Source organism: Microbacterium imperiale (genome assembly GCF_017876655.1).
Classification (GTDB): Bacteria; Actinomycetota; Actinomycetes; order Actinomycetales; family Microbacteriaceae; genus Microbacterium; species Microbacterium imperiale.
In genome coordinates this window covers 2,780,277-2,798,936 of record NZ_JAGIOK010000001.1, presented here as the reverse complement: position 1 = coordinate 2,798,936, position 18,660 = coordinate 2,780,277, and the positions used below count along the sequence as shown (strand labels likewise).

Annotated in this window: 14 protein-coding genes; 7 read left to right on the top strand and 7 right to left on the bottom strand. The window is 72.7% G+C overall.

Features of this window, described 5'->3' with window-relative positions; translation table 11 throughout:
* Positions 1 to 2 precede the first annotated feature (2 nt).
* Positions 3 to 4,538, bottom strand: a complete 4,536-nt coding sequence (locus JOF37_RS13535; RefSeq protein ID WP_210007292.1) for a lamin tail domain-containing protein — start codon at positions 4,536 to 4,538, stop codon at positions 3 to 5.
* 175 nt (positions 4,539 to 4,713) lie between these two features.
* Between JOF37_RS13535 and chrA the strand changes: the two genes are divergently transcribed.
* Positions 4,714 to 5,925, top strand: coding sequence for a chromate efflux transporter (gene chrA, locus JOF37_RS13530; RefSeq protein WP_210007291.1), 1,212 nt, complete (start codon positions 4,714 to 4,716; stop codon positions 5,923 to 5,925).
* A 14-nt stretch (positions 5,926 to 5,939) separates the two neighbouring features.
* Here the strand turns inward: chrA and JOF37_RS13525 are convergent, their stop codons facing one another.
* From JOF37_RS13525 to JOF37_RS13515, 3 genes are all read right to left on the bottom strand, one after another.
* Positions 5,940 to 7,214, bottom strand: coding sequence for an MFS transporter (locus JOF37_RS13525; RefSeq protein WP_210007290.1), 1,275 nt, complete (start codon positions 7,212 to 7,214; stop codon positions 5,940 to 5,942).
* Between the two features lie 100 nt (positions 7,215 to 7,314).
* Positions 7,315 to 8,604, bottom strand: a complete 1,290-nt coding sequence (locus tag JOF37_RS13520) for a M18 family aminopeptidase (RefSeq protein WP_271175096.1) — start codon at positions 8,602 to 8,604, stop codon at positions 7,315 to 7,317.
* Between the two features lie 58 nt (positions 8,605 to 8,662).
* Positions 8,663 to 9,361, bottom strand: a complete 699-nt coding sequence (locus JOF37_RS13515; protein ID WP_210007288.1) for a D-alanyl-D-alanine carboxypeptidase family protein — start codon at positions 9,359 to 9,361, stop codon at positions 8,663 to 8,665.
* An 87-nt stretch (positions 9,362 to 9,448) separates the two neighbouring features.
* Between JOF37_RS13515 and JOF37_RS13510 the strand changes: the two genes are divergently transcribed.
* The 3 genes from JOF37_RS13510 to JOF37_RS13500 all read left to right on the top strand — a co-directional run bounded on the left by JOF37_RS13510 (position 9,449) and on the right by JOF37_RS13500 (position 12,840).
* On the top strand, positions 9,449 to 10,114 hold the full coding sequence (locus tag JOF37_RS13510) for a response regulator transcription factor (RefSeq protein ID WP_210007287.1): 666 nt from the start codon (positions 9,449 to 9,451) through the stop codon (positions 10,112 to 10,114).
* Positions 10,111 to 11,217, top strand: a complete 1,107-nt coding sequence (locus JOF37_RS13505; RefSeq protein ID WP_271175095.1) for a sensor histidine kinase — start codon at positions 10,111 to 10,113, stop codon at positions 11,215 to 11,217. The genes JOF37_RS13510 and JOF37_RS13505 overlap by 4 nt, the downstream gene beginning before the upstream one ends.
* Positions 11,218 to 11,325: 108 nt before the next feature.
* Entirely contained in the window at positions 11,326 to 12,840 is a 1,515-nt protein-coding gene (locus JOF37_RS13500; RefSeq protein ID WP_210007286.1) for an MATE family efflux transporter, read from the top strand.
* 13 nt (positions 12,841 to 12,853) lie between these two features.
* On the opposite strand, the gene JOF37_RS13495 is transcribed toward JOF37_RS13500, so the two are convergent.
* Complete coding sequence (locus tag JOF37_RS13495; RefSeq protein ID WP_210007285.1) at positions 12,854 to 14,608, bottom strand: NYN domain-containing protein; 1,755 nt, start codon at positions 14,606 to 14,608, stop codon at positions 12,854 to 12,856.
* Positions 14,609 to 14,691: 83 nt separating this feature from the next.
* On the opposite strand from JOF37_RS13495, the gene JOF37_RS13490 reads away from it, so the two are divergent.
* From JOF37_RS13490 to JOF37_RS13480, 3 genes are read left to right on the top strand one after another with little or no spacing between them, the layout of a single operon-like run.
* A complete protein-coding gene (locus JOF37_RS13490; protein WP_210007284.1) occupies positions 14,692 to 15,489 on the top strand; it encodes a glycosyltransferase family 2 protein in 798 nt (265 codons plus the stop codon).
* A complete protein-coding gene (locus JOF37_RS13485) occupies positions 15,486 to 16,346 on the top strand; it encodes an endonuclease/exonuclease/phosphatase family protein (RefSeq protein ID WP_210007283.1) in 861 nt (286 codons plus the stop codon). The genes JOF37_RS13490 and JOF37_RS13485 overlap by 4 nt, the downstream gene beginning before the upstream one ends.
* On the top strand, positions 16,343 to 16,969 hold the full coding sequence (locus JOF37_RS13480; protein WP_307803464.1) for a DUF2238 domain-containing protein: 627 nt from the start codon (positions 16,343 to 16,345) through the stop codon (positions 16,967 to 16,969). The genes JOF37_RS13485 and JOF37_RS13480 overlap by 4 nt, the downstream gene beginning before the upstream one ends.
* On the opposite strand, the gene JOF37_RS13475 is transcribed toward JOF37_RS13480, so the two are convergent.
* Both JOF37_RS13475 and JOF37_RS13470 read right to left on the bottom strand, forming a co-directional pair.
* Complete coding sequence (locus JOF37_RS13475; protein WP_210007282.1) at positions 16,953 to 18,194, bottom strand: NAD(P)/FAD-dependent oxidoreductase; 1,242 nt, start codon at positions 18,192 to 18,194, stop codon at positions 16,953 to 16,955. The genes JOF37_RS13480 and JOF37_RS13475 overlap by 17 nt on opposite strands.
* On the bottom strand, positions 18,191 to 18,571 hold the full coding sequence (locus JOF37_RS13470; RefSeq protein ID WP_210007281.1) for a 6TM ABC transporter family protein: 381 nt from the start codon (positions 18,569 to 18,571) through the stop codon (positions 18,191 to 18,193). Before JOF37_RS13470 ends, JOF37_RS13475 begins: the two co-directional genes overlap by 4 nt.
* Positions 18,572 to 18,660 lie beyond the last annotated feature (89 nt).

The window sequence follows — 18,660 nt, the reverse complement described above, 5'->3', positions numbered from 1 at the left end:
GATCAGCCGGTGGTGCTCCCCCGGCGACGCCGGCCACGCGCGACCGTCAGCGCGCCGCCGGCGAGGATCAGCGCCGCCGCCGCGAGCGCACCGAGACCGGTGAGGCCCGACGTTCCTCCGGTGGCCGCGAGCCCTTCGGGACGCGCCGCGCCGGCCGGGGCGCCGACGGCTCCGGCATCCGGTCGTCCGGCCGCCGGTCCCCCGGCGCCCGGGGCGCCGCCGCCACCCGGCTGCGGCGCCGGCGTGCCCGAACCGCCGTCGGATCCACCCGGCACCTCGGGCTCGACTGCCGGCACCACCGTGAACAGCGAGACGCGCGAGAAGTCGACGGCTCCGTAGGGGTCGCTCGTGCGCACGTACCAGCCGCGCTCGCCCGTCTCGGCCAGCGGCCACGAGGCCGACAGGATCGAGCCGCTCGCCACGTCGGTGAACGAGGCGATCTCGGTGCCGCCGAGGATCTCGGCGGAGAACGCGTCGGTGCCGAGGCTGCGGGTGCCGGGGTCGATGCGGAGCTGGTCGTACGTGAGCGAGAACTCCTGCGGGGAGTAGTCGCCGGGGCCGCCCGGACCGAGCAGGCTCGCCTCGTCCGAGTTGTAGACGTCGAGCGACGGCGAGTAGGTGCGCACGAGCATCTGCCGGCCCTCGTTGTCGAAGTGCAGGAGGCGCAGGAACCCGAGGCCGCCCTCCGGCAGACCCTGGTAGTCGAACAGCATCGAGAAGACCGTCCGGTCGTCCACGCCGTCACCGTCGTCGTCGAAGCCGTCCTCGCGCAGGAAGGCATCGTGGTAGTGCCCCGACAGCACCATGCGGACGTTCGGGTTGACCGCGACGACCTCGTCCATGACCCGCTGCGGGATCGCACCGAGCCCGCCGGTGGTGAGGATGAACTCGTGCTGCGCGATGATCGCGACGCGGTCGGGGTACTGCGCGAGCACCTCGTTCATCCAGGCGATCGACGCGTCTCCGGGCAGCCAGCCGGTGTAGAGCATCACGAAGTCGATGCCGCCCGCCGAGATGAGGTCGTAGTGGCCGCGGTTGTCCTCGAAGCTGCCGCCGTACCAGGGGTTGCCGGCATAACGCTCCTCGCCGAAGTACGCGCCGTAGTTCGTGTAGTCCTCGAGGTGGTGACCCACGTCGTGGTTGCCCGCGAGCACGCCGTAGGGAAGACCGGCCACATCGAGGCGCCGGTACTCCGGGTCCGCCCGCTCCCACTGCTCCATGACGTCGAAGTCGTCGACGATGTCGCCCGTGTGGAAGAGGTACTGCAGGTTCAGCTCGTCGCGCCGATCGAGCAGGTACGAGTGGATCGCCTGCTGGTGGCGGTACGGCTCGCCGGGCATCGTGTTCTCGTTGTAGTACTGCGTATCGGACTCCCAGGCGAACGTGAAGTCGTAGTCGGTGCGGGGCACGTCGGCGGCGTTGTGCGGCGCCACCGGGGTCGTGCGGTCGCTGAGGTCGGCGCCGGCGAAGCCCTCGGAGTGCTGCACGAGCATCCGCACGACCCGCCCCTCGCCGTCCGGCGCGGCGAACGCGTAATCGTCGACCGCGACGACGGCGTCGAGTGAGAACGCCTCGTCGTCGGATGCCGCCACGTGCCGGTCGACCTCGTCCCAGCCCGACCCGTCGGCACGCTGGGCGTAGAGGACGACCGTCGCCCCCGTGTTCGCGCGGCCCGACCACGTCGAGCGCACGTCCGCGCCCGCGTCGGCATCGGTGACCGCGACGTCGAAGAGCTGGTAGGGGAAGGCCCGGTCGCTGGAGATCTGCTCGGCGACGCCGTCGACCGCGGCCAGCGTGCGCAGCTGGTCGGTGGTCAGCGGTTCGGCCGGTGCACGGTCGACCGCGCGAGCGTCCTGCGTCGTGCCGGACTGCACGGAGACGTCGCCGTCCGACAGGTCAAGGCGGCGGCCCTCGAGGAAGGCCACGTCGAGCACGTCGCGGGTCGGGTCTTCGACCTTCGCCTGCAGCGTCACGTCACCGGCCGGAACCTCCGCGCCCTCGGCGGGGGCGAGGGCGCCGGCGCTGGGCTGCTCGACGTACGTGGTGAACGTCGCCGTCCAGGTCTCGGCGTTGCCGACATGGTCGGTCGCGGTGATCTCGACGCTGTGCTCCCCCGCCGCCAGGTCGACCGACGACGTCTCGTGCGGCAGGGCGATCTCCGCACCGTCGAGGCGGGCCACGACGCCGGCGACCCCGGAGCCGCCATCGACGACCTCGGCGTCGATGACGATCGGCCCCTGGTAGGCGGTGCCGTCGATGATCTGCGACGCCACGACGGGAGCGGTGTTGTCGACGACGACGGTCCGCGAGACCTCGGCGACACCGTCGGTGGCGGTGACCACCGCGGAGCCGTCCGGGCGCTCGGTCGTGTCCCACTGGGCGGCGATCGCCGAGAAGGCGTCGTCGGGGAGCGGGAACCGAGCCTCGTAGTAGTCGAGCTTGCCCGAGGGCGCACCGGTGGCGTTGACGCTGTCACCCATGCGCAGGACGGCGGCGGGATCGTCGTAGCCGGTCGGGGTGAGCGTGCGCCCGTCGGGCAGCACGAGACGCAGGCCGCGGATCTCGAAGTCGTCGTTATTCTCGTCGGGATCGATCTCGGGGGCCTTCTTCGTGCCCGCCCAGACACTCACGACGAGCTCGTCGCCCTGGACGACGTAGTCGAGCGGGATCGGGGTGATGATCGTCTCCCACCCCTCCGTGCCGATCTCGAAGATGTTGAGGACGTCGTCGCCGATGCGCACGCCGTTCTTGAAGTAGTAGTTGACGTTGGTCGTCTCGAACACGAACCGCGGCTCGTCTTCGAGTGCGGGCTCGGTGTCGATCGCCGCTCCGTCGATCGTCAGGTCGATCGGGCTCGGGTACGCGTCGCCGGCGGCCACGACGCCCGTCGTGCCCGAGACGAACTGACCGTCCTCGAGGTTCAGGCGCACCGAGTCGGTGTTGACCCCGGCCACCGGCACGCGCCGAGGCTCGGTCGACACGCGGTTCGTACCGTCGCTGGCGGTGATGATGTACTCGTACCAGCTCTTGCCGATGAGGTCGGCGGCGTTCACGACGAACGACACGGTCCCGTCGCCGGCGTCGAGCAGGTTGGCGCGCACCGGCGAGTTGACGGTGTCGACGTCGTTCGCCAGGGTCAGGCTGACCGTGCGCGCGAGCACATCGTCGGTCACCGTCGCGGTGATGGTGAAGTCGGCGCCGGGCTGGATCTCGCCGGCGGTGCGATCGACGATGGTCGGCGCCTGCGTGTCGGGCGCGACGATCATGAGACCGGCGGGCACCTGATCGGCCTGCACGGCGCCCGGCGTCGCCGGCGCCAGATCGACGATCCGCTGCGTGGCGAGGTCGGCGCCGACGGTGTACCGGATGCCCTGATCGGCGACCGTGTCGTCCGCGCCGTCGAGGTTGTACATCGCGGTGCTGACGTGCCGCCCGGTGTTGGTCTCGATCGCGACGCCGCGCGGCGAGCCGTTGGCCATGCCGGCAAAGGAGATCTCGACGAGGTCGTCGCCCAGCACGAGGTTCGTCGCGAAGTGAGCGTTGAAGTCGGCTGCCGTCAGCGTGTCGTTGGCGCCGTTCTTGATCCAGAACACGAGCGTGTCACCGCCCGGGATCACGACGCCGCTCGGAGCCGCCGGCCACGTGCTGGACGTGCCCTCGACGGGGTAGAGGTAGTCGATCGTGTAGTTCGAGAAGTCGATCGGGCTGCTGCTGGCGTTGTAGATCTCGATGAACTCGAAGCCGTCCGAGCCCGAGACGTTCGCCGAGTCGGGAAGCAGCTCGGTGATCTGCAGCGGCGCCGTCACGACAGCCGGATCGGGCTGCGGGTCGAAGCCGGGCTCGCCGGGCTGGCCCGCGGGCGGGGTGACGGCCTCGGGCGCGACGACCCCCGGGCTCGCCGGCGCCGGCTCGGCGAGGAGGTCCATGCCGCCGTCGGTGCGCTCGGCGGGCAGGCCGAAGTGCGCCGACTGTCCCGCGGCGGCCGCCGTCCGGCCGTACGTGGACCAGCCGACGATCGCGTCGTTCTGCAGGACGCGGATGCCGCGCGGGGCACTGTTGGCCATGCCCGGCTGCCCCGTCACTCGGACGACCGTCGTGTCGGCAGCCGCGCCCCAGTGCGCGCGGAAGTCGTCGACGGAGCGGGCGAACGAGTCGACGCTGCCGGTCGCGTAGCTCAGCCAGAACACCACGGTGCCGTCGGCGGGGACGACCGTCGCCTCAGCGACCGTGAGAGCCACATCGCGCTCGCGGTCGGCGCTGTCGACGTAGGTGTACGCGAACGAGTACCCGTCGGCGGCGAGATCGATGTCGCTGCCGGTCGGGTTGTGCACCTCGAAGTACTCGTAGTCGTCGGCGCCGACGTTGTCGGGCGCGATCTCGGTCACGACGAGCGACGCGAGCGCGCGGTCGGCGGCCGAAGGCGCGGCGAATGCCGGTGCCGCGAGCGCGGGCGCAGCGAAGGCCGCACCGACTCCCGTCGCCAAGGTCGCCGTCAACACGACGGTGAGAAAACGGGCGCGCGGGCGCTCAGCGGGCATGACGACCACCTTCGGTGCAGGGAGGGATGCCGCTGAGGCTAGGCACGGCGCACCAGCGGAGGGTGAACGCGGGGGCGCGTCCGGGTGACCGGCCGGTGACGCGGTCGGTCACCTCGGTGTGCTATTCGCGCGCGGCGTTCACCCCGTGTTCACCCGCGGGTGGTGCGCTGACATCGTGCCGAACCTCGCCGCCGTCGCCGGGGTGTTCCTGCGTCTGGGACTGACCTCGTTCGGCGGCCCGATCGCACACCTCGGGTACTTCCGCGACGAGTTCGTCACCCGTCGGCGCTGGCTGAGCGACCGCGCATACGGCGAGCTCGTGGCGCTGTGCCAGTTCCTGCCCGGTCCCGCCTCCAGTCAGGTCGGCTTCGCGATCGGAATGCGCCGCGCCGGCCTGGCCGGGGCGCTCGCGGCCTTCGCCGCGTTCACCCTTCCCTCGGCCGCCCTGATGGTCTGGGCTGCGGCCAGCGTCGACGCCGTGTCGGGCCCGCTCGCTGGCGGCGTCATCGACGGACTCAAGGTCGTCGCCGTCGCCGTGGTCGCCCACGCCGTCTGGGGCATGGCGCGCTCCCTCGCACCCGACCGATCCCGGGGCTCGATCGCGATCGCCGCGGCCGTGGCCGTCCTGCTGGTGGGCGGACCGTACGCGCAGCTCCTCGCCATCGCGCTCGCGGCGATCGCCGGAGCGATCTGGCTGCGCGACGCCGACCAGAGCGAGGACGCTCCGACCTCGGCATCCGCGACGGCGCTGCCCGATGCTCTGCCGACGGCCGGGACGCGGGTCGGGGTCGGCGCGCTCGTCGTGCTCGCGCTTCTGCTCGTCGCGAGCCCGATCGTGGCGGCGACCACGGGCAGCGAGGCGCTTGCGCTCTTCGATGCCTTCCTCCGCTCGGGCGCTCTCGTCTTCGGCGGGGGTCACGTGGTGCTGCCGCTTCTGGACAGTTCCGTCGTCGGGCCAGGGTGGGTCGACGCCGAGACCTTCCTGGCCGGGTACGGCGCCGCGCAGGCGCTGCCGGGACCGCTGTTCGCGTTCGCCGCGTACCTGGGCGCTCTCTCCGAGGTCGGGCCCGGGGGCGTCGCGGGGGCGGCCATCGCGCTCGCGGGCATCTTTCTGCCCGGGTTCCTGCTCCTGCTCGGCGCCCTGCCCCTCTGGGCCGCGATCCGCCGCCGGCCGCGCGCGACAGGAGCGGTGCGGGGCGCGAGCGCCGCCGTGGTCGGCATCCTCGGAGCCGCCCTCTACGACCCCGTCTTCACGACCTCGGTCACCCGGGTCGACCAGTTCGCGCTCGCTCTCGTCTGCTTCGGGCTGCTCGCGCTCTGGCGCTGCCCGGCCTGGGCGGTCGTCCTGCTCGGGGCGGGCGCGGGCGCCGCGTCGTCCTGGCTCTGACCGGCCGCGTCAGCTCAGCGGTCGGCGAGCGCCTCGGCCGGTGCGGGCGCGACCGCAGCGTCGACTGCTGGGGCGGAGCGCTCGCGCCGCTCGATGCCGAGATTGACCAGACCCAACCCGAGCACCAGCACACCCGCGATCGTCGGCAGCAGCATCGCGAGGCGGACCTCGCCCGCCTCGGCGATCGCCCCGGTGACGGCCGAGGCGAGGGCTTGCGCCAAGGTCAGCGCCGAACCGAGCAGCGTCATCGTGGTCGCGGAGCGGCCGACCGGCGAACGATGACCGGCGATGCTGAAGAGCGTGACGAGGGTCGGCCCGACGCCCAGGCCCATGAGCAGCAGCATGACCACCACGAGACCGAGCGAATCCGCGGCGGCATAGCCGCCGGCCGAGAGGGCGAGCACGGCGGCGAACACGAGCCACCGGTGCCGCAGGGCGAACCGGGTCGGCAGCAGCACGACCGCCAGTGCGAGCGCGGCGGAGCCGATGCCCATGAGGCCGTACAGCAGGCCAGCCTCGACGCCCTCCCCCGCCGTCTGCGCGAAGGCCGTCAGCGACGTCAGCGTCGCGCCGAAGAACAGTCCGACCCCGAACGTCGCGGCGACGAGGACGAGGATGCGGCCGCGCAGCACCTCCGCCATCGGCGCGCGCTCGTCGACCTCACCCGCCGGCAGCGCGGCGGCGACGCGACCGCTCGGGTGCAGGGCGAAGGCGGTGACGAACACGAGGCTCAACGCCGCCGCGATGGCGATGGGCGCCCACGGGGCGATCACCGCGGCGAGGATCCCCACGAGGAACGGCCCGATGACGAACGCTGTCTCGTCGGCGGCGGACTCGTACGACATGACGCGCGAGAGGGTGCGCGGGCGGTGATCGGCGCCGACGCGGACGCGGATGATGCCCATCAGGCGACTGCGCGACATCGCCGCCGCCTGCGGTGCGCTGAGTCCGATCGCGGCCGCCGCCGCGAGGATCACGGGGTCGGCGAGGCCCGAGGTGACCACGACCGGGAACAGCCCCAACAGGATGCCGTTGGCGATTCCCAGCGGCACGAGCACGCGGCGCTGGCCGAAGCGGTCGACGGCGTCGCCGATGACCGGGCCCGCGATCACGACGCCGATGCCGACGGCGGCCGAGGTGAGCCCGCCGAGACCCACCGAGCCGGTCGCCGAGACGACGAGGGTGAGCACGCCGACGACCATCATGGCGAAGGGCAGGCGGGCGACGAAGGCGATGGGGAAGAATCCCCAGCCGGTGTGGTGGATGAGGGAACGATCGTTCGTCGTCATGCGCGCCTCCGGGAGGTCAGCTCGTGATCACGTGCCGCCTTGCTCCATCAGCAGGTAGTTGCATCGCTTGGCCCGGGCCGGTGCCGCGGACCGTGCCATTCTACCGGCGGAACAGTTCCTCGGCCACGAGCGCGAGGTCGTGCAGGTCGCTCACCCCGGCGAGCTCGCGCGCCGAGTGCATCGAGAGGATCGGGATGCCGACGTCGACGGTGCGGATGCCGAGGCGGGTCGCGGTGATCGGCCCGATCGTCGAACCGCACGGGACGCCATTGTGCGAGACGAACTCCTGGCTGCGTACCCCGGCCGCCTCGCACCACCCGTTCCAGGCCGCCGCGCCGACGGCATCCGTCGCGTAGCGCTGGTTCGCGTTGATCTTCAGGATCGGCCCCGAGCCGAGCACCGGCTGGACGACCGGGTCGTGCTTGTGCGCGTAGTTCGGGTGCACCGAGTGACCGACGTCGCTCGAGACGCACCAGGATGCCGCGAGGCCCCGCAGCTGCTCGGAGCGGTCGGCGCCCAGAGCGAGCTGGACGCGTTCGATCACCTCGGCCAGGAACGGACCGGCCGCACCCGAGCGAGTCGCCGAGCCGACCTCCTCGTGGTCGAAGACGGCGAGCATCGCGATGTGGTCGGCGTCGAATCCGTCCGCGGCGCGCTCCAGCGCCACGACCCCCGCGTGCACCGAGGCGAGGTCGTCGAGCCGCCCCGATGCGAAGAACACGTCGCCCGAGCCGAACACGGCTCCGCGGGCGGCGTCGGCCGTCACGACGTCGTAGCCGCGGATGCGGGCGGCATCCACTCCCGCGGCGTCGGCGAGCTCGCCCATCAGGTCGGCGGAGTCGGCCGAGCCCAGTCCCCAGACCGGCTGGGTCTGCGTCTGCTTGTCGAGCGCGAGGTGGTCGTTCGCCTCGCGATCGAGGTGGATCGCCAGCTGCGGAAGCCGCAGCAGCGACCCCGTCGCCGCGAGGACCGTGGTGCCGTCGTCGAGCACGAGGCGTCCGGCGAGGCGCAGCTCGCGGTCGAGCCACGAGTTCAGCAGCGGGCCGCCGTAGATCTCGACACCGGCCTGCAGCCACCCCAGGCGCCCGGTGGTCGGACGCGGCTTCAGCTTGAACGCGGGCGAGTCGCTGTGCGCGCCGAAGACGCGCACAGGGGTCGTCGGGGTCGCCGAGGCCGGGACGACCCACGCCAGCACCGCACCGTCGCGGACGACGAGGTAGCGCCCGCCGGGCTGCGCCGGCCAGCCCTCCTGCTCGTCGAGCGCGGTGAAGCCGGCGTCGGTGAGCCGCCGGGCCACCTCCTGGGCGGCGTGGAAGCTCGACGGCGACGCCGCGACGAACGCGGCGAGGTCGTCGGCGTGGGCACGGGCGGCGGCGGTGACGGTCGACACGGGCACTCCTCGGACGGGACGGGCGTTCCTCGATCGTAGGCGCACGCGACGGACGGACTCAGCCGGTGGCATCGGTGCGCATGTCGGGGCAGTCCTGACCGGGCTCGGTCGCGAGCTCGAAGTGCCACGGCTCGTTGGCGTAGGTCTGGCAGATGCCGTAGGCCGAGCCGTAGGAGATCAGCCAGTACTGCGCGTCGACCGGACCGATGTCGACGGCGTCGCCGTCGACGTGCCGCGACTGCTCGGGGGTCGCGACGTACGCGCGAGCCGTCTCTTCGCCGACCTCCGCGATACGGGTGTCGAGCAGCCACTGCTGGTACTCGGGGCTGCGCCATCCTCCCGTCACCTCGAATCGGATGCCGTCGCCGGCGGCATCCGCCTCGGCAGCGCGCATCGCGGCCAGAAGCTGCGGATCGAGGCGCGAGATGGCGGGCAGCTGCTCGTCGGCGAGGTCGACTCGGCTGCCGTCGGGGATGAAGCCGTCCTCGGCAGACGGCGAGAACGCCGCGCCGAGGAGGACGGACGGCAGCGATGGCAGGGACGACCCGGTGACCGGTGCGAGGACGCCCAGGATCCCGGCGGCGACCGCGACGGCTCCCGTCGCTGCGAGGGCGGCCACCGCGAGGCGGCGCCTGCGGACGCGCCGCGAGGGTCGGGCGCGGCGCGTCCGCGGCGCGACGAAGGTCGCGCGTCGCGCGGACTCGAACGCGGCGGGCGGGGCCGGACGATGCGGGCTCGGGGCGGAGGGAGCGGTCATGGTCCCAGTCGACCCGGCGGCATGTTGCCGCGGCGTCGTCGATTCCGCATACGCTGGCGATATGCCGCCCGGCCTATCCTGGCTGGCATGCGTGTGCTGATCGTCGAGGACGAGCTGTTCCTCGCCGAGGCGATCCGCGACGGCCTCCGACTCGAGGCGATCTCGGCCGATCTGGCCGGCGACGGCGACACGGCGCTCGAGCAGCTCGCACTCACCGCTTATGACGTCGTCGTGCTCGACCGCGACATCCCCGGTCCCGATGGCGACGAGATCGCCCGTCACCTCTCGGCGCATCCCGAGAGTCCTCGCATCCTCATGCTCACCGCCGCCGACCGGCTCGACGACAAGGCGAGCGGCTTCGAGTCCGGCGCCGACGACTACCTGACCAAGCCGTTTGCGATGCGCGAGCTCGTGCTGCGACTGCGCGCCCTGGCCCGCCGCTCCCCCGCGGCCGCGCCGCCGGTGCGAGAGTTCGGCGGCGTGCGGGTGGATCCGTTCCGCCGCGAGGTCTATCGCGGCGGGCGCTATGTCGCGCTCACGCGCAAGCAGTTCGCCGTCCTCGAGGTGCTGGTCGCCGCCGAGGGCGGCGTGATCAGCGCCGAGGATCTGCTCGAGCGAGCCTGGGACGAGAACGCCGATCCCTTCACCAATGCCGTGCGCATCACCATCTCGACCCTGCGCAAGCGTCTGGGCGAGCCGGGGGTCATCGAGACGGTCCCCGGCGTGGGCTACCGGATGACGGACCCGGCGTGACGGCGCGCCGCCGGGGGCTGTCGCTGCGGGCGACGCTCACGCTCAGCTACGCCGGCTTCCTCATGCTCGCGGGCGTCGTCCTCTTCGCCGCGGGGCTGCTGATGCTGCGCTTCGTGCCCGACGGCGACCTCTTCACCGGTTCGACCGGCATGTGGGCCCCCGGCCGCGCCGACCTCGCCGAGGTGTTCGTGAAGTACGCGGGCTGGGCCTTCGCCGCGTTCGCGGTGGTGGGCCTGGGCGGCGGGTGGCTGCTGGCGGGATGGATGCTCGCGCCCGTCGGGCGCATCGCCGACGTGGTCCGCGGCGTCGACGCCGGGACACTGCAGCGGCGGATCGCGCTGCGCGGCAGGCGCAACGAGCTGACCGAGTTGGCGGATGCCTTCGACGGCATGCTCGATCGCATCGAGCGAGCCGTCGACGAGGAGGGTCGCTTCGCCGCCAACGCGTCGCACGAACTGCGCACCCCGCACGCGGTGATCCGGACGATCGTCGAGGTGGCGCGCGCCGATCCCGCGGGGCGCGACGTCGACCGGGTGCTCGAACGCGTCGCCGCGACGAACGAGCGCGCCATCGCCACGACCGAGGCGCTGCTCGCGCTGGCGCGGGCCGGTCGCGCAGGGTTGCGCTTCGAGCCGGTGGATCTGCGGCCGCTCGCGGCCGAGGTCGTGGCGGAAGCGCGGGCCGCGGCGGCGCGCGGTGGCCCCGCCGAGGGCTCTCCGCCACCGGTCCGTCTCGAGGGCGACGCTGCGGTCGTGCACGCGAATCAGCCGTTGGCGCGGCAGCTCGTGGCGAACCTCGTCGCCAACGCCCTCGCCTACAACCTCCCGCAGGACGGCGACGTCGTGGTGCGCACGGGGACCATGCCCGGCGGCGCCGCGACGCTGCAGGTGGTCAACACCGGTCCGGTAGTCGCCCCCGACCTCGCCGCGACCCTCACCGAGCCGTTCGTCCGCGGCAGCGGTCGTGCGCGCGCGGCGGATCAGGGCGTCGGGCTCGGCCTGACGATCGTCGCCGCGATCGTCCGCAGCCATCGCGGTGAGCTGAACATCACCGCACGCCCGGCCGGCGGTCTCGACGTCCGGGTCGTGCTGCCGGCGGGGTGACGCAATCCGGACCGCGCCCACGACAATTTCGAATCGATTCGATAGACTCGTGCCGGCGGTGCCCGGCACCGCCGTTGTCGTGCCCGCTCGATCTGGGAAGGTCAGCTGATGTCCCGCACCCTCACCACCGGCAGCCCGTGGCGGGTCATCCTCGCGTTCTCGGTGCCGCTGCTGATCGGCAATGTGGTGCAGCAGATGTACCACGTCGTCGACGCCATCGTCGTGGGCCGCTGGCTCGGGGTCGATGCGCTCGCGGCCGTCGGCGCGACGGGATCGATGCTCTTCCTCCTCATCGGCTTCGCGTGGGGGCTCACCTCCGGCTTCGCCATCCCGACGGCGCAGGCGTTCGGCGCCGGCGACCACGCCGCCGTGCGGCGGTCCGTGGCCGCGGGCACGGCGCTGACAGCCATCACGAGCGTGGTGCTGACCGTTGTCGCCCCGTTCCTCTCGCGGCCCCTGCTCGAACTGCTGCAGACTCCCTCGCAGCTGCTGGACGGCGCGACGACGTTCGCGGTGGTGAGCTTCCTCGGTGCGGGCGCGACGATGTTCTTCAACTACCTCGCCGCGATCATCCGTGCCATCGGAGACTCCCGCACGCCGCTGATCTTCCTCACGGTCGCGTGCCTGTTCAACATCGCGCTCGTCGTGCTCATGGTGGGCCCGCTCGGCTGGGGCGTCGGCGGCGCCGCCCTCGCGACGGTGGTCTCGCAGGCCCTCTCGGTGCTCCTGTGCCTCGAATACATCCGTCGGCGCATCCCGGTGCTGCGCATGGCCCGCTCCGACTGGCGGGTCACGCGGAGCGACCTCGCCGTGCACTTGCGCCTGGGCCTGCCCATGGGGTTCCAGGCGTCGATCATCGCCATCGGCACACTCGCCGTGCAGGTACGCCTCAACGAGCTCGGGGCCGAGGCGATCGCGGCCTACACAACGGCCTCGCGCGTGGACGGCCTGGCGATCGCCCTGCTGCAGTCGCTCGGGCTCGCCGTGTCGATGTTCGTCGCGCAGAACTACGGCGGCGGACGCCCCGACCGCATCCGTCAGGGCGTCGCTCAGGCGACCTGGATGGCCGTGATCGGGTCGGTGCTGCTGGGGGTCGTGCTCGTGACTCTCGGAGCGCCGCTCGTGCGCCTGTTCGTCGGAGACGGAGCGGACGAGGTCGTAGCCCTCGCCGCTCTCATGCTCGTCATCAACGGCGCGACCTACACCGCGCTCGGCGTGCTCTTCGTCCTGCGCGGCGCGCTGCAGGGACTCGGCCACACGCTCGTGCCGACGATCACGGGCATCGTCGAGCTGTTCATGCGCGCCGGCGCGGCAGTGGTGCTCGGTGCGCTCATCGGGTTCGCGGGCGTCGCGTGGAGCAATCCGCTCGCGTGGCTCGGTGCGACCGTCATCCTCATCCCGGCCTACCTGCGCGCGCGGCGCGAGCTGGCATCGATGCCCGTCGCCTCGGCCGACCACATCTCCGCAGCGACCACGCCGGTGCCCGTGGTAGGCCCCAAGAACGGATCGATGGTGGTCGACGCGGTGGTGACCCAGCCCGTTCCGGTCGTCCCCGCGGGCTCGCGTGGTCGCCGCGGGCTCGTGGCAGCGCTGCGTCGCCGACGGGCCGACGCCCGCCGCTGACGCGCGCCGCGGATCAGCCGGCCGCCGAGCCCGGTCGCGACGCGCGGCGCGGGGCGCGCTTGCGTGCGGGCGCCGGGGCGTCGGTGTCAGCGGCGTCAGCCGCCGCGGGATCGGATGACGCGGGCTCGGGCTGCGCGCCGGCAACGGCAGCGTCGGTGACGCCGTTCGCCTCGGCCGCTCCGGTCGCCTCGGTCGCTCCGGTGGCTTCCGGTGCGACGGGCTCGGACGGTGCTGCTTTCGGGGTCCGCTTCCGCGGAGCTCGCTTCGGACGAGCGGGCTCCGCCTCCTCCGGCGTCGGGTCCGCGACCGGCTGCGGCGCGTCCTCCGTCGTGAGCGTCGCGACGTCGTCGGACGCCGGGCCCGCCGTGTCGGCGACCGTCGTGGCCTCGGCTCGACGCGCAGCGTCGGACACGGCGTCGAGGGCGGCGTCGAGGGCCTGATCGAGCGTGAGCTCTTCGATGGGGCGGCGCGTTCGGCGGGCGCGACTGGGTGCGGTGGCGCGCTCGGACGACGGGGCCGACGCTGCGGTCTCACTCGGGGCGGCGGACTCGTCACCCGGCGCGCCAGCGGCCGCGTTGCTCGACACGGCCGATGCGGCGTCGGGCTCGGGCGATTCCTGCTGCGGCTCGGACGCCGCCGCGCGGCTGCGGGTGCTCTTCTTCCGCGGGCGCTGCGCGGCTGCCGGGGCGGCGGCGTCGGCGTCATCCGTCGCCGGGGAGTCCGTCGAGGCGGCGTCGGTCGCGGGCGCATCCGTCGCGGCAACATCCGCCGCGGCGGCATCCGACGCGTCCGCCGGGGCGGCATCCGACGGGGGGACGTCCGTCGCGGGATCAGCACCGCCGGTCGGCGCGGGTGCGTCTGCGGCCTCTCCCGAGGCGGCCGTCGGCGACGCGTCCGGGGTGTCGGCAGCGGCCGTGCCCCGCGCCGATCCCCGCTTGCGAGGGGTGCGCTTCGTCCGTCCGGGCGCCGATGCCGCATCGGTCTCGGTCTCGGCATCGCCCGCCCCGGTCGGCGTCGGCGCCTCAGACGCCTTCGTCCCCTTGCCGGTCTTGGGACGCAGCGACATCCCCCCGGGCTTCGACTCGATGGTGAACAGGTCGACCGCCTTCAGCAGGTCGGAGAGCTTGGCGTAGCCCCAGTTGCGGGGGTCGAAGTCGGGCTGCTGCTTGCGCATGAGCTGGCCGACGGTGCCGAGGTCGGCCCAGCCGTCGTCGGCCGAGGCCGTGTCGATGCTGCTGCGCAGCAGCGAGACCAGCCGCGCGTCCCCGCGCAGGGCGGCGGAGGACCAGCGTGCGGGCGTCGTCGAGCGCGCGGCGTCCGGCTCGTTCGCCGCGCCCAGCACCTCGAGGTAGGTGAACTGGTCGCACGCGTTGCGGAACGCCTCGGGCGTCTTGCGCTCTCCGAATCCGTAGACCGTCACTCCCTCTTCGCGGATCCGCGAGGCGAGACGGGTGAAGTCGCTGTCGCTCGAGACGATGCAGAACCCCTGGAAACGACGCGTGTAGAGCAGGTCCATCGCGTCGATGATGAGCGCGCTGTCGGTGGCGTTCTTACCGGTCGTGTTGTCGAACTGCTGCATCGGCTGGATGACGTGCTCGCTCGCGGCGTCCTTCCACCCGCGCAGCTGGGTCTTGGTCCAGTCGCCGTAGACGCGTTTGACCGACGCGGTCCCGTAGGTGGCGATCTCGGCGAGGACGCCGCCGATCCGCGATGGCGAGACGTTGTCGGCATCGACGAGGACGGCGAGGAGATCGCTCTGCTGAGGCATACCCCCAGCATGTCACTGCTGACCGGATGCCGCGCTGTCAACCCGATCGGCCCTCCCCGACCGGCCGCCTAACGTAGGGGGCGATGCCGTACCACGATGCCCCGCGATCCGAGCGACCGACGGTGTCGGTGGTCATCCCGGTCAAGGACGACGCCCCCGCCCTCCGGCGGTGCCTGCGGGCCCTCGCGCTGCAGACCGATCCGCCCGACGAGGTCGTCGTCGTCGACAACGGCTCGCGCGATGACTCGGCGGAGGTCGCGCGAGCCGGCGGCGCCCGCGTCGTGCCGTGCGCCGACCCGGGCATCCCGGCCGCCGCGGCGACCGGCTACGACCGCGCGACGTGCGACGTGATCCTCCGTCTCGACGCCGACTGCGTGCCCGCGGCGTCATGGGTGCAGCGGCTTCGCCACCAGTTCGAGACCCGCCCCGGCACCGCCGTCCTCACCGGCGGCGCCCGTTTCACCGACGGCCCCCGGCTCCTGCGCACGGCGCTCGCGGCCGCGTACCTCGGGCTGTACGCCGTGGTCGGGTTCACCGCTCTCGGGCACCTCCCGCTCTTCGGCTCGAACCTCGCGTTCCGACGATCGGCGTGGCGCCGCGTCAGCGCACGCGTGCACCGCGACCCCGGTCTGCACGACGACTTCGACCTGGCCTTCCACCTCGGCGAGTACTACCCGATCCGCTACGCCCGGCGCGCGGCGATGGGCATGTCGATGCGTCCGTTCTTCGACCGTCGCGCGTTCGGACAGCGCATCGCGCGCGGCTTCCGATCCGTCGTGACGCACTGGCCCGTCGACCTGCCGCCGATCCGCATCGTGCGACGATGGCTGCGCGTCGCGGCATCCCGTCGTGGCCCGTTCGGAACGAGAGGGGACGCATGACCACTCCCGTCGGTGCCGAAGTCGCCGTCCGGCGGCTCTTCCCGCCGCCCGAGCCGGCCGTCGGTGACCTGCGCATCGCGAGCTGGAACATCCGGCGCCGCATCGACGGTCCGACGTGGCCGCCGAACGACCGGTGGAGAGTGCGGGCGCCCCGGTTGGCCGCCGTGCTGCGGGCCGACCCGCCGGCGATCCTCGGCACGCAGGAGGCGATGCCCGATCAGGCCGACCTCGTGCGCGCGTCGCTGGGCCCGGGCTACCGCTTCGTCGGTCACGGTCGCAACGCCGACGGGCGGGGCGAGGGATGCCCGATCTTCTTCGACGCCGAGCGCCTCGAGCTGACCGGTCATGCCCAGCGGGCGCTGTCCGAGACGCCCGGCGTCGCCGGGTCGCTCTCGTGGGGCAATCCGGTGCCCCGCGTCGTCGTCCGCGCGAGCTTCCGCGACCGTGCCACGGGCACGTCACTGACGGTGCTCAACACCCATCTCGACGTCTTCTCCGCCCGGTCGCGGCTGCGCGCGGCGTGGATGCTCCACGACCTCGCGGAAGAGGCTTCCGGCAGGGTCGTCGTCATGGGCGACATGAACGCAGGTCCCGGTTCGGCCCCGCTCGCGGCACTGCTCAGCGGCAACCTCGTCGATGCGTGGGAGGTCGCGTCGGAGCGGACGACCCCGCTGTGGGACACCTACGGCGGCTACCACGAGCCGCGCGTGCGGCGGGGCCCGATCGATTGGATCGCCGTCGACCGGGGCGCGACCGTGCGGCGCGCGGCGATCGACACGCGAACGGTCGACGGCGCGGCGCCCTCCGACCACCTCGGCGTGCACGTCGTGCTCGGACTCGACGAGGTGACGTCGTGAGCCGCCCCGTCATGGTGGAGAACTTCCTGCGCCCGCCGCGCTCGGCGAGCGCCGTCGCGGCCGACGCCGTGCGCTTCGCCGGACTGATCAGCGTCGCGATCGCGGCGATCTGGTTCGAGGCCACCGACGCCGGCGTCCTCGCCCTCACCCTTCCGGCACTCGTCATCCCGCGCTTCCTGGGGGCGCGACCGGCCTTCGACATCGTGTGCGGCGTCACCGTGCTCGTGGCGGCCTGGAGCAACATCGCCGACCTGTACCGCACGTACCCCGCGTGGGACATCCCGATGCACTTCCTGTGCACCGGCGTGCTCGCGGCGGTCGGCTATCTCGCCGCCGCCCGGCTGCACGTCGTGCCGCTGCCCGGGGCGGCGCACTTCCGCCGGCGTACCGGCGTCGTCGTGACGACGGCGTTCGGGCTCGCTCTGAGCGCCGTGTGGGAGATGATCGAGTGGCTCGGCGCCGTCTTCGTCACCACGATCTTCGTCAACTACGACGACACCATCGGCGACATGGCCGTAGGGGGCGCCGGTTCGATCCTCGCCGGCATCCTCGTCGCGCGGGTGCGGCTGACGGCCGAGACCGGCGACAGCCGGGACGACGCCGCGGTCAGACGCGCCCGGTGAGGATGAGGTTCCAGTAGACCCAGGGCAGCACGCGGCGGTCGAAGAACCACGACAGCCGGCTCTCGCGGTACATCCGGCGCAGGAACGGAATCGTCGGCATCAGCTCGCCCGACGGCCCGAACTCCGCCCACACGACGCTCGCACGCGACACCGTCATCGGACAGACGCCGTAGCCGTCGTAGCGCGCCGTCGGCTCCTTTCCGGCCAGCACCGCGGCGAGGTTCTTCGCGAGCACCATCGTCTGCTTTCGCAGGGCGCCGCCGCTCTTCGAATTCGTCGTGGCTGCGGCATCCCCCAGCCCCCAGACGTTCACGAAGCGGGGATGCCGCAGCGTCTCGGGGTCGACCTCGACGAACCCGTCGGGGTCGTCGTCGGCGGCCAGTCCCGACGCGCGGATCCATTCCGGGGCCGACTGCGGCGGCGTGACGCTGAGCAGGTCGTACCGGATCCGCTCGATGCCCGTCGGCGAGGCGATGACGGCCTCGGTGCGGTCCGCATCCACCTCGATGAGGGCACTGTCGGTGTGCAGCTCGATGCCGTAGCGGTCGACGGCGCGCTGGATCTCGCGGTCGAACGCCTCGATGCCGAACACCGTCTTGTCGGGCACGACGAGCACGGCGCGGATGTCGCCGAGCACGCCCGTGCGCTGCCAGTAGTCACAGGCCTGGTACAGGGGTTTCTGCGCCGCTCCCGCGCAGGAGGCCGGGCCGGCGGGCTGCGTGAAGACGACCGTCCCGCGCCGCAGATCGCGCAGCCGCAAGGAGGTCCGGGCGGCGAGATCGCCCTCGTAGTGCGTCGTGACGTCGCCGGTGCCGATCGACTCCGCCAGGCCGGGAACGCTCGCCCAGTCCTTCTGCATGCCCGGTGACAGCACGAGCTGGTCGTACCCGACCTCGCCGCCCCCGGCCAGCTGAACGACCGAACGCGCGGGGTCGACCTGCACGACGGCATCTCGGATCCACGTCACATCACGGGGCATGACGGATCGCTGCGGGCGCATCGTCTCGCTGATGCGCGCCGTACCGCCGGCGACGTGGGAGAAGAGCGGCTTGTACTCGTGCACGTCGCGGGGCTCGATGAGCGCGACATCCGTCACACCCCGGCGCAGCAGTCGCGCGGCGGCCGAGACGCCCCCGTTGCCGCCGCCCACCACGATGACGCGGTGATGAGCAGCCGGCTGCGCGCCCGCGCCGGTCGGACCGGCGCCCGTGTTCGCCGCGGTCATCGGCCGGGCGCACCGAGCGTCTCGACCAGGTAGATCCCGATGAAGATGGCGAGCGCCCCCACCGCCAGGATCCCCATCGCGACGGCCAGTCGCCGGTTGCGTACCGGCGCGTCCCCCGACGAGCGCGAGGCGACCAGCATCATCGCCCACGCGACCACCGTGAAGACGATGCCGATCGCCGGCAGCACGACCTGCAGCTGGAACGCGAGGGCGTACAGCACGATCGCGACGGCGGCCAGCACCCCCGCGGGCACGAGCCAACGCGACGATGAGCCCTGGCGGAAGCTCTCCTGGTTCGTCAGGTCGGTGGGGTCGGGGCGCGGCTGCCGATCCGGCAGCTGCCCGGGTCCGTGAGCCTCGGTGCGCTTGTCGACCATCGGGTCCTCCGTTCGTGGGATCCCCACCGTATGCCGTCACCCCGTCGGACCGGAGCCCCTTGCGCTTCCGGCCCGGATGCCTCACCGTG